Annotated in this window: 7 protein-coding genes and 2 pseudogenes; 4 read left to right on the top strand and 5 right to left on the bottom strand. The window is 67.1% G+C overall.

Annotation, left to right across the window (positions count from 1 at the left end; translation table 11 throughout):
- Positions 1-298 precede the first annotated feature (298 nt).
- The gene (locus tag ITP53_RS50870; RefSeq protein ID WP_195902696.1) at positions 299-1285 is read left to right on the top strand and encodes a pentapeptide repeat-containing protein; all 987 of its coding nucleotides are present in this window, start codon (positions 299-301) and stop codon (positions 1283-1285) included.
- A 1128-nt stretch (positions 1286-2413) separates the two neighbouring features.
- Here ITP53_RS50870 and ITP53_RS50865 read toward each other — a convergent pair.
- Both ITP53_RS50865 and ITP53_RS60805 read right to left on the bottom strand, forming a co-directional pair.
- Positions 2414-4078 (bottom strand): ATP-binding protein, encoded by a 1665-nt coding sequence (locus ITP53_RS50865; RefSeq protein WP_195902695.1) that lies wholly within the window; start codon positions 4076-4078, stop codon positions 2414-2416.
- Positions 4079-4211: 133 nt separating this feature from the next.
- Positions 4212-4919 (bottom strand): NADP-dependent oxidoreductase, encoded by a 708-nt coding sequence (locus ITP53_RS60805; RefSeq protein WP_207757588.1) that lies wholly within the window; start codon positions 4917-4919, stop codon positions 4212-4214.
- Positions 4920-5524: 605 nt separating this feature from the next.
- On the opposite strand from ITP53_RS60805, the pseudogene ITP53_RS61560 reads away from it, so the two are divergent.
- Positions 5525-5677 (top strand): annotated as a pseudogene (locus ITP53_RS61560) (TetR/AcrR family transcriptional regulator); the annotation flags it as partial.
- Between the two features lie 9 nt (positions 5678-5686).
- Positions 5687-6124 carry a TetR family transcriptional regulator C-terminal domain-containing protein gene (locus tag ITP53_RS50855; RefSeq protein WP_328818487.1) on the top strand — a complete coding sequence of 146 codons (438 nt, stop codon included), beginning with the start codon at positions 5687-5689 and terminating at the stop codon, positions 6122-6124.
- A 445-nt stretch (positions 6125-6569) separates the two neighbouring features.
- Here ITP53_RS50855 and ITP53_RS60800 read toward each other — a convergent pair.
- The 3 genes and pseudogenes from ITP53_RS60800 to ITP53_RS50840 form a co-directional block, all read right to left on the bottom strand.
- A pseudogene (locus tag ITP53_RS60800) lies at positions 6570-7252 on the bottom strand (helix-turn-helix domain-containing protein); the annotation flags it as partial.
- Between the two features lie 533 nt (positions 7253-7785).
- Positions 7786-8100, bottom strand: coding sequence for a tetratricopeptide repeat protein (locus ITP53_RS50845; protein WP_195902694.1), 315 nt, complete (start codon positions 8098-8100; stop codon positions 7786-7788).
- Complete coding sequence (locus ITP53_RS50840; protein ID WP_195902693.1) at positions 8097-9080, bottom strand: pirin family protein; 984 nt, start codon at positions 9078-9080, stop codon at positions 8097-8099. Before ITP53_RS50840 ends, ITP53_RS50845 begins: the two co-directional genes overlap by 4 nt.
- Positions 9081-9257: 177 nt before the next feature.
- Here ITP53_RS50840 and ITP53_RS50835 point away from each other — a divergent pair, with 177 nt between their 5' ends.
- Positions 9258-9545 (top strand): integrase, encoded by a 288-nt coding sequence (locus ITP53_RS50835; protein ID WP_195902692.1) that lies wholly within the window; start codon positions 9258-9260, stop codon positions 9543-9545.
- Positions 9546-9703 lie beyond the last annotated feature (158 nt).

Below are 9703 nucleotides of genomic sequence, written 5' to 3'. Positions count from 1 at the left end.
ACCCCCACCGGTGGAGCCAGAACCCTCCCCAGCACAGCCGCCAGACGAACCCCCACCGCCCGCGCCGCCACGCCGCAGGTGGTGGCGGCGCGGGCGGTGGCTGGTCCCGCTCCTGGCATTGACCGCCGCCTGCGCCTGGGCCGCGATCACGTGGACAGGACCAACCTGGGCGCGCTGGGTCCTAGCGGGCGTTGCGATCACGCTGGCGGCCTGTCTCGCGCTCGCAGCCCTCATCGGGCCGGCCGCCCGATACCTCGCCGGGGAACGCGCCCCGCTCACAGACGTCGAACGCACAGAGATGACCGCGGCCGAGCGGGTGGAGGCAGTCAACTCCGCGCGTCACACGCTCGTCCAGGCAGTGACCGGGCTGGTCGTGATCGGTGGTGTCGTATTCACTGCGCTGGGGCTCTGGTACACCGCTCAAACGCTGAACACCACCCAGGAGGGGCAGATCACTGACCGGTACACGAAAGCCGTCGGACAGCTCGGTTCCACCAAGTCCGACGTGCGACTGGGCGGCATCTACGCTCTGCAACGCCTGGCCGCTGACTCGACTCGCGACCGGGACACCATCCGCAACGTGTTGTCGGCGTTCGTCCGCAACCACGACGGGTGCACCCTTCAACCCGGTGAGAAAACCCCGCCCAAGCGATGCAGCGACGGTAACGGCCGCATGAGTGCCCCCCTCGTGCGTCCCCCTGCCGATGTGGTCGCGGCGTTGACCATTGCTCCCACCCTGACCGCCAACAACAGCGTCGACCTTACTGGCCACGCAGACTTCTCCCACAGCCGCTTTCCCAGAGCGGACCTGACCGGCGCGGACCTGACCAACGCGAACCTGAACTTCGCGAACCTGACCGGCGCGAACTTGACCGGCGCGAACTTGACCGGCGCGAACTTGACCGGCGCGGACCTGTCCCGCGCGCGCCTGGCCGGCGCGAACCTAAATGACTCCCTGATTGTCACGGACGTGACCGTCGAGGGCCGGATTGTCGCGGAATTGAGCGCCGCGGGCGTGACCGTCACGCGCCTGACCGTCGCGGACCTGACCGAAGCGCACCTGACCCGTGCGAAGCTGACCGGCGCGTTCCTGACCGGCGCGAACTTGACCGACGCGAACTTGACCGACGCGGACCTGTCCCGCGCGGACCTGACTGAAGCGAACCTGAAAGGCGCGACCCTGTACAGCGCCGACTTGAGGGGTGTACGCGGGATAACTGAGCAGCAGGTACGGGCGGTAGCCAAGGTTGACTCGAACACGAAGTTCGGGCCAATGCCGGGGTAGCTCACCAACGAGACTCGGGGGCTCGTCCTGTTCCCTGCGGTGGGAGACGGGGCGTGTTGACCCGTCCGGGAACGCCCGGTTACTGCAGCTACTTTGCGTCTGGTGACGGCGACCCGAGCGGAGGGCCTATTGGGGGGAGCCGATGACGACCCCGGAGTGGCGCCAGCCGATGACCGACCCGTTGGACATGCCCGGGGATGGCACCTGGCCCGACGCGCAGCACCTCGGCCACTACTGAACCGACCGACGCTGATGTGGCAGGCCAGCGTACCGGTGACCGGGTCGGGACGAGCCTGGACGCACAGGTTGCCGACAGGGCCGCCGCCCAGCATCACGTCGGCGACCGGGACATATGGTCGGTCCGTGACCACGAGGTCGACCTACTGGTCTTAAAGTAGGGCATCGACACCTCGATGGTTTCCAACCCAGGTACTTGGCGACCTGGCCCAGATGGTCCACGCCACCGTCGTGCCGCCCGGCTGGGACGACTGGCAGGTGCCGGTCAAGCGGCTGTAGGAGGAGTACACGCTGAACGAGAACGGCACCTTGCGCGAGTACGGCTCCGAACCCGCCGACTACCTCGCCCACCTTCGCCACACTCGCCGGAAGTCCACCCCACATCGGTCCTGTCGACAGGCGGCCAGGATGGCCGTTCCCCCTCCCCAAAGCTCCAGCTCACGTGCTCCACCTGATAAACCCAAAATCGACCTTCGGAAGAGAGTCGCGTTACTTGCATTCGGATAGCTACACAGTCAGGCCAGAGCGTCAGGCCGGGGAATCCTGGGGCAACGGCCAGGGCGCCCGCTGCATCCGGGGGGAGCAGCGGCAGCGCCGCACGATGCCCGATGATCACCTTCCGAGCCCGCGGCCAGCGGCTCATCGTCTCCCAGGCCAGTCCGGGCAGCTGGTCCGAGGACACGCTGGCCAGCTTGAGCATGCGCGCCACCAGCCGCCGATAAGCTCCGAAGCCTGCCTACTCGGCAATATCCCTGCCGGAGTCGGGACGGCGTAGCGGCCCGCCATCTGCCGGTACCTGCCACGGCATGCGGCTCGTCGGCTCTGGGTAAGCGTCTTGCGGAGGTTACCGCAGGCCCGGCCTGTTGATAACGCCGACCACTTCTCCCAGTGCTACGGGTCGGATCGCGGTGTCCCGATTGTGTCACTGGTGTTGCGGGGGCATGCGCTGATGAGCGGCAGCCACAACACGAATTTGGCGCCCTGCGGCGAGTCCTCGACTCTGAGGGTGCCGTGGTGGGCGCGGGCGATGTCGCGCGAGATGGCCAGGCCGAGCCCGCTGCCCCCCGGTTCCCTGCGCCGGCCGTCGTCCAGCCGGACGAAGGGCTCGAAGACACTCTCTCGGTCCTGCGGCGCGATTCCGGCACCGTCGTCCTGCACGGTGATGACGGCCGAGCCTTCCGCTCGTCTCACGGTGACCTCGACCCTTGTGCCGGCATGCCGCCGGGCGTTGACCAGGAGGTTGTCGATGAGCCGGATCAGCTGGATCCGGTTGCCCAGAACGTTCACATCGCAGTCGGCGTCGACGTGGACCGGGACGCCGCCCATCAGAGCCGCCGCCTCTTCCGTCACCAGTGCGCCGAGGTCGATCGGCTCGTACGCGGCCGGGTCTCCGGCGCGGAGCCGGGCCAGCACCAACAGGTCGTCGACGATCGTTTCCAAACGATCGGTGACCGTCAGGGCCTGCCTGATGGTCTCGTGCGGGTCGACGTCGGCGGGGTAGAGCACCGCCTCATCCAACAGGGCGCGAAGGCCGGCGAGCGGCGTTCTGAGCTCGTGAGAGGTGGTGGAGGCGAACCGGCGCTGTTCCTCGAACATGTCCGCGTTGTCCACGGCGAGCCCGGCCCTGCTGGCGATGTCGCCGATAAAGGACAGATCGGTCGAGTCGTACACCGGGGAGGTCTCGTACCGGGCGAGGGTGAGCGCGCCCAGCACCCGGCGCGGCGTGCGCAGCGGCGCGAGGATGATCGAATGCGCGCCCAACTCCTCGACGCTACACACAACCGAGTTAATTCGCTCGGCCACATCTTCAGGATTCAACAGCACCGCGGGACCGCCGCGCATCACCTGCGCCATCGGCGACCGGAAGGCCTCCGGCACCGGCGGAAGCGGCCTCTCCCACTGCTTGCACTCGCCCCGGCCCTGCTTGACCGCGACCGCAACCTTGTCCACCCTGTTGCCGGGGCCGAGCAGGTCGATCATCGCCCAGTCGGCCAGGCGGGGCACCACCAGACAGGACAGCCACCGCAGCGCCTCATCCACCTTGAGGGTGGAGGCCAGCAGGGTGCTGGTCTCGGCCATCAGGGACAATCGGTCGGTCAGCTTCTCCAGTGCCGCGAGGGCGGCTGCCTGCTTGTGTTCCACGGCCTTGTGCCGCCGCAGGTCGTAGAACAGGACCACCGAGCCCATGCCCTTCTCCCCGCCCAACGGGAGCGGAGCCACCATCACGCCCAAGGGGACCAGGCCGCCAGACCCGCAAGTGAACCATGACTCCTCGCTGCGGACGTACACCCCCTCGGAAAACGCGGCCGAAATCTGGCAGTCCTCCCGGGGGATCGGGCTTCCGTCGGCGTTGCGGTGCAGCAAGTCGTGGGAGTCGGCCCCGATCCACTGCCGTGCGGGACGATCGAGCAGCCTCTCGGCGTACGGATTGACTATGAGGATCTTCCCCGTATGGTCGACCACGTACAGACCCACGCGCAGACCGTGGAACAAGGCTCTGACGAGTTCCTCACTGAACCCGTACCTCGCCCAACCCTCCAGGTCGCCGGCTGTCATGGCGGTTCCCCCTCATGCCGCTCCACCAGCGTCATCCCGGCCGTTCCGCAGCCTGGTCCGTCACCACGATCGCTTTCATGCGATTGTCTCCTCGGTCATTTGTCTCTTTGGTGCATTGATGGGCGCGTGTCGCTCACGGACGAACGCGGATGATCGTCTGCCCGCTGATCCGCTCGGTCGGATTGAAGGCCGCGACGGCATCGTCGAGGGTTGCGATGTTGCCGATGTTCGTCCGCAGCCGTCCGTCACGCACCCGCCGGACGATCTCACCCAGTTGGGCACGATCGGACATGACAACAAAGTCGATCGCCAAGCCGTCCACAGGCCGCGCCTCGGGCGGGCCGGCGATGGTCACCAGTGTTCCTCCGGCCCGGATCACGCCTGCGGACCGCTTTTGGATGTCTCCGCCGATGACGTCGAACACCAGGTCGACGCCGCCGACGTCTTCCAGAGCGTCGTTCTCAAGGTCGACGAACTCCATCGCGCCGAAGTCGAGCGTCTTCTGACGGTCGACGGCGCGTCCGGTGCCGATGACGTACGCGCCGAACTCACGTGCGAGCTGAGTCACCATCGACCCGACTGAGCCGGCCGCGCCGTGCACGAGGACGCTCTGCCCCGCCTGAAGGCGGCCGTGGTCGAACAGTCCCTGCCACGCGGTCAGACCCGGCATCGGCAGGCTCGCGCCCACCGTGAAGTCGACGTCGCCCGGTAGCGGCGCGAGGTTGCGTGCCTCGATCGCCACATACTCCGCCAGCCCGCCGCCGCGATACGAGTCCGTGAGGCCGAACACCCGCTGTCCCACCGACAGCCCCGTCGTGCCATAGCCGAGGACGGTGACCACTCCGGCCAGCTCTTGCCCAGGGATCGACGGTGTTCGTCACGGTCGACGCGATCGGTCCAGGTCGAGGGCCACGTCAGCTCACCCGAGGTGAATCCCGACGCATGAACCTGAACAACGACGTCGTTTATCGCCGGTTCCGGCTCGGGCCGCTCCACCAGCGTCATCCCGGCCGTTCCCGCAGCCTCATCCGTCACCACAATCGCCTTCATTTGGCACCTCCCTGTATCCGGTCTTTGCCGGCGCGGCATGTAAGGTCCAGCCAAAAATGGACGATTTCGTCCAGGCTAGTGCGGAGTCGTATTGCCCGGCAAGCGGCGAGCGCCTGACGGTGAGATCGCAGAGGCTGGTATGCCTGCAAGCGTGGTGTGCACTCGATGACCGATGGGACGCCTCAAGGGATATCGACGGTTGACCAATCGAGACGAAATCGTCCAGTTGTGGCTAGATAGCTGCACACGCCCACGTTCACCTTCACCAGTGCCACTGCCGTTGCCTCTGCCGCGCCCAGGCTTATACCTTGACACGGTTCGTGCGGCGGTCCTGTCACTACCATGGCGGCGTGGAGGAGAGCTCGCAGACGGCCGTAGCCGGGCGGTTGACGGCGCGTGGCGCGAAGACGCTGGTCTCGAATCGTCGCTACCGCCACCGATCTGATGCGCGTGCGAGGAGTCGGTGGAACGACTCTGGACGATGTCGTCTCAGCGAGCACAGTCAGTAAATCGCAGCTGTACCGACATTTTGAAGACAAGCCAGCGCTGGTACGGGCAGTGATCGAGTTTGTGGGCGAGCGAACGATAACCGGTGAGCGAGAACGCCTGGAGAAGGTGAGGACGTTCGCGGGCCTGCGACGTTGGCGGGATGCACTTGTCGAGCGCAATGCCCTGCAAGAGGGCCGGTACGGGTGCCCTTTGGGCTCCCTGGCGAACGAGGTTTCCGATCAGGACTCGGTCGCACGCGGGAAGCTCCACGACCTGTTCATGGCTTGGCAAGAACTATTCGAAGATCTCCTTCGCCGGTTTCAACGGGAAGGCGTCATTCCGCAGGACGCCGACGTGACCCAACTTGCTACGGGGTTCGTGGCGGCTGTCCAGGGCGGCTATCTGTTGGCGCAGGCCTCCCGCGACGTCACGCCGATGGCTTCCGCGATCGACATGGCCATAACACATCTGCACCTGCTCGCCCGCGAGCAGGATGAAGCATCGTAGGGGGCACACGCGGGAAGTACGTGTTCGCTCATGCGGTCGTGCCGTTCGAGACCGCCTACGTCTGCGGCGCCCCCGCGCCTCGGAGGCATGCGGCCTGTACGTTGAGGACCTGGACCTGCGCTTGGACGACCAGCACGTGCGCATCCACGGCAAGGGCGGCAGCGTGCGCACCGTCCTGCTGGACGACCGACCGCGGCTACGTCGCCCCCTCAAGCTCTACCTGGCCCGCGCCGGCTACACCGCTGGGCCCGCTGTTTCGCGCCTCGATCAACGGCCGGGGCGGGCCGCTGTCCTACGACGCCGCCCATCACCGCTGGCAGAGCTACTGCGCCGCCGCCAGGGTGGAGATCGACATCCACCAGCTGCGCCACCGAACTAATCAACGCCGACGTCTCCATCGAGGCCGTGCGCCGCCGTCTCGGCCACGCTTCTGCCGAGACTGCGAATTGCCGATGGAGCCGTGGAAGTAGCGCACGCCGTGGGTGCGGCGGTAGGTGGCCGGCAGCCGGTCCGGCTTGCCCTGCACCGCCCAGCCGGTCGCGGCGGTGGGGCGGATGCCGAGCGGGCCGAACTCGTCGAAGGCGAAGGTGCGCTCGGGCCGCTGGGTCAGCGCGTACTCGATGCGGTCCAACTTGGCGTCGAGTCCGGGTCCGGCGATTCTTTCCAGGTTTTGGTGTGCTGGAAGGTGATGCCGTGGCGGGCCAGCAGGGTGCGTAAGGCTTCCCGGCCGATCGGGAAGCTGCGCCCGGGCAGGTGGTGCAGGTAGTCCAGGAGCTTGCGGATCGACCAGCGGGTGAACGGCTGGCCGAGCTTGGTCGGTCGGGTACTGGCCGTCGCGGCGACGAACACTTCTTCCTCAAGACTCAGCAGGCGGGGACGGCCTCCCGCCCACTGAGGGTCCAGGCAGGCCAGCCCGATCTCGTTGAAGCGGTGGATCACATCGCGGACGGTGTCCTCGTCGGCCTGCACCAGACGGGCGATCACCGGCACGGTGTTGCCGCCGGCCGAGGCAAGCAGGATCATCGCCCGCCGGTAGCGCACCGTGCTGGTCGTGCCGCGCCGCACGATCCGCTGCAGCTTCTGCCCTTCCTGGTCCGTGAGCCTGCGGACCTTGACCGGTTGCGTCACGCTGCCTCCCGAAGGTTGATCTAACGTGATCAACCCGCATCGGCCGCATCAGTCCCGGCACCAACGACCTCCGGACATCGCAACGCAGCCCGCCCGCGACGTGACCGACCTCAACGACCAGCGATCCATCCGCCGAAAACCCGTCGCTGCAGGCATGATCAGCGAATGCCACCACGCCGCTTAACCGCAGCTCAAGGCGCGTAACTCAATAGTCGAGCGGTACACGGAGAGCACCGGGATGTCGGCGGTTGTGCGTGCTCAATCGTGATCACCATCGGCGTCTGCCCCTTCCTCCGCGGGCAGCGCGATCAGCTTGCGCCGGGCGGCCCGCCTCAGGCGGCTTGCTCCGTGATCAAGAGATCACCGGACCACCCCTCACGTGCGAGGGAAGGACGCCTCGTCTCCCAGAACATGTAGAACCAATAGCGGCTCACCCCCAACGTGGGGGTGAGCCGTCAGGCGCGGCGTTCGAGTGTCGCCAGTCACCACGCCTGTGGGAGTGAACCGCCCGACGCTGCCAGGGGCGCCATTGATCATCCGGTCATCGCAGCATGCAACCGGAGGTAGGTCTCCGCCTCCGCGTGCCGGTTAGCCCGCTGGAGGGTACGGCCCAGCAGCAGGTGGGCGTACTCCTCGCTGGGAGCTCGCTCAATGACGGCACGCAGTTCCGCCTCGGCTCCACGCAGCTGGGCGGAGTGGTAGTAGGCGCGGGCCAGCAGTAGCCGGGCCGCCACGTTGCCCGGCTCGGCGGCGGCCACCGGTGCCAGGATGCGGGCGGCGCCGATGTAGTCCTTGAGTTCGAAGAACATCCGGCCGCGGGCGAACTCCTCAGCCAGGGTCGCGGTCATGGCCGCTCCTCTCCGTGGGTGTGCGGCATCCGCTCGGCAGGAACGACGCCTAGGCGGCCGGCCTGGTAGTCCTCCATCGCCTGCAGGATCTCGGCGCGGGTGTTCATCACGAAGGGCCCGTAATGCACGACGGGCTCGCGGATCGGCTGCCCGCCGAGCAGCAGCACCTCCAAGTTCGGCTCGGCCTGCGGCTGGCGCGAGTTCGCGGCCAGCGTGAGCGCCCCGCCGGGCCCGAAGGCGGCCAGCTGGCCCTTGCGGATCGGCGCGTGCCCGGCACCCACCGAACCCTGGCCTGCCAGCACGTAGGCCAAGGCGTTGAAGCCGGGGTTCCACGGCACGTCCAGCGTCGCGCCCTGACTGACGGTGGCGTGCACCATTGTGATCGGGGTGAACGTGATCCCGGGCCCCTGGTGACCATCCAGCTCGCCGGCGATCACCCGAAGCAGTGCGCCGCCGTCAGCCGAGGCGAGCAGCTTGGCCTCGCCGCCGCGGATGTCCTGGTAGCGCGGCGGGTGGAACTTGTGCTCCCGCGGCAGGTTGACCCACAGCTGGATCCCATGGAACAGCCCGCCGGACACCACCAGGTGCTCCGGCGGCTTCTCAATGTGCAGCAGCCCGGAGCCCGCGGTCATCCACTGGGTGTCGCCGTCCGTGATCGTGCCGCCGCCGCCGTTGGAGTCCTGGTGGTCGAAGATTCCGTCGATGATGTAGGTGACGGTCTCGAAGCCGCGGTGGGGGTGCCAGGGCGTGCCCTTGGGCTCACCGGGCGCGTACTCCACCTCGCCCATCTGGTCCATGTGGATGAACGGATCCAGGTCGGCGAAGGAGACCCCGGCGAACGCACGCCGCACGGGGAAGCCCTCCCCCTCAAAGTCGCTGGGCGCGGTGGTCACCGACCGGACCGGGCGCTGGACGGCCGCGGCGGGATCGGCCACGACGACGCGGGGCAGCGTCAGCGTGTTGGCGGTGATGGCGGGCATGGCCCCCTCCAATCTGGTTGAAACTTGAACAGTCACCGGAACAGCTATGGCGTGAGAGATATTCCATGAACTCACGCTGCTGAACGCCTGAAGCGTGTCCCGCTCGAAAACTCGGTTTCGTCCTGTGACCTGGGGTTTTTGCTACGGGATCAGTGTCGTGGCTGAGACCACCTCGAGGTGCTGTTGTCGCTGCTCTGCCGGTTGGTCAGGTGGATACTCAGTCTGCAGGTGGTGCTGGTCCGGCCTGATCTGTCCAAGGACATCGAGTTGCTCATACTGCGTCACGAGAATCAGGTGCTGCGCCGACAAGTGCATGGGCGATCGCGGTGGGATCACGCCGACCGGCTCTGGCTTGCGGCGTTGTCCCGGCTGGTGAACCGCCGCCAGTGGTCGGAGATCGTCCCGGTCACACCGGCCACGATCCTGCGTTGGCACCGTAACCTGGCCGCTCACAAGCGGACTTAAGAGATTCCGCGGGTAGAGGGCAACTCGTGTTTCTGCGCGGCCTGGATGATGCGATCACCTGGACCAGCCGACTGAAGGTCACCTCGGTCCTGCACGCCCTGCCCCCACCCAGAACCGGCAGGTCCGGACGACCCCGCACCAAAGGCGCCCGCCTGGGC

Source organism: Nonomuraea cypriaca (assembly GCF_015645445.1).
GTDB lineage: Bacteria > Actinomycetota > Actinomycetes > Streptosporangiales > Streptosporangiaceae > Nonomuraea > Nonomuraea cypriaca.
Note: the sequence above shows the minus strand (reverse complement) of the source record. Positions and strands in the feature narration are given on the sequence as shown.

Coding starts and splice junctions, on each gene's coding strand:
- ITP53_RS50870 (WP_195902696.1), top strand. CDS start 299: ATGACCGCGGCCGAGCGGGTGGAGGCAGTCAACTCCGCGCGTCACACG.
- ITP53_RS50845 (WP_195902694.1), bottom strand. CDS start 8,100: ATGACCGCGACCCTGGCTGAGGAGTTCGCCCGCGGCCGGATGTTCTTC.
- ITP53_RS50840 (WP_195902693.1), bottom strand. CDS start 9,080: ATGCCCGCCATCACCGCCAACACGCTGACGCTGCCCCGCGTCGTCGTG.
- ITP53_RS50865 (WP_195902695.1), bottom strand. CDS start 4,078: ATGACAGCCGGCGACCTGGAGGGTTGGGCGAGGTACGGGTTCAGTGAG.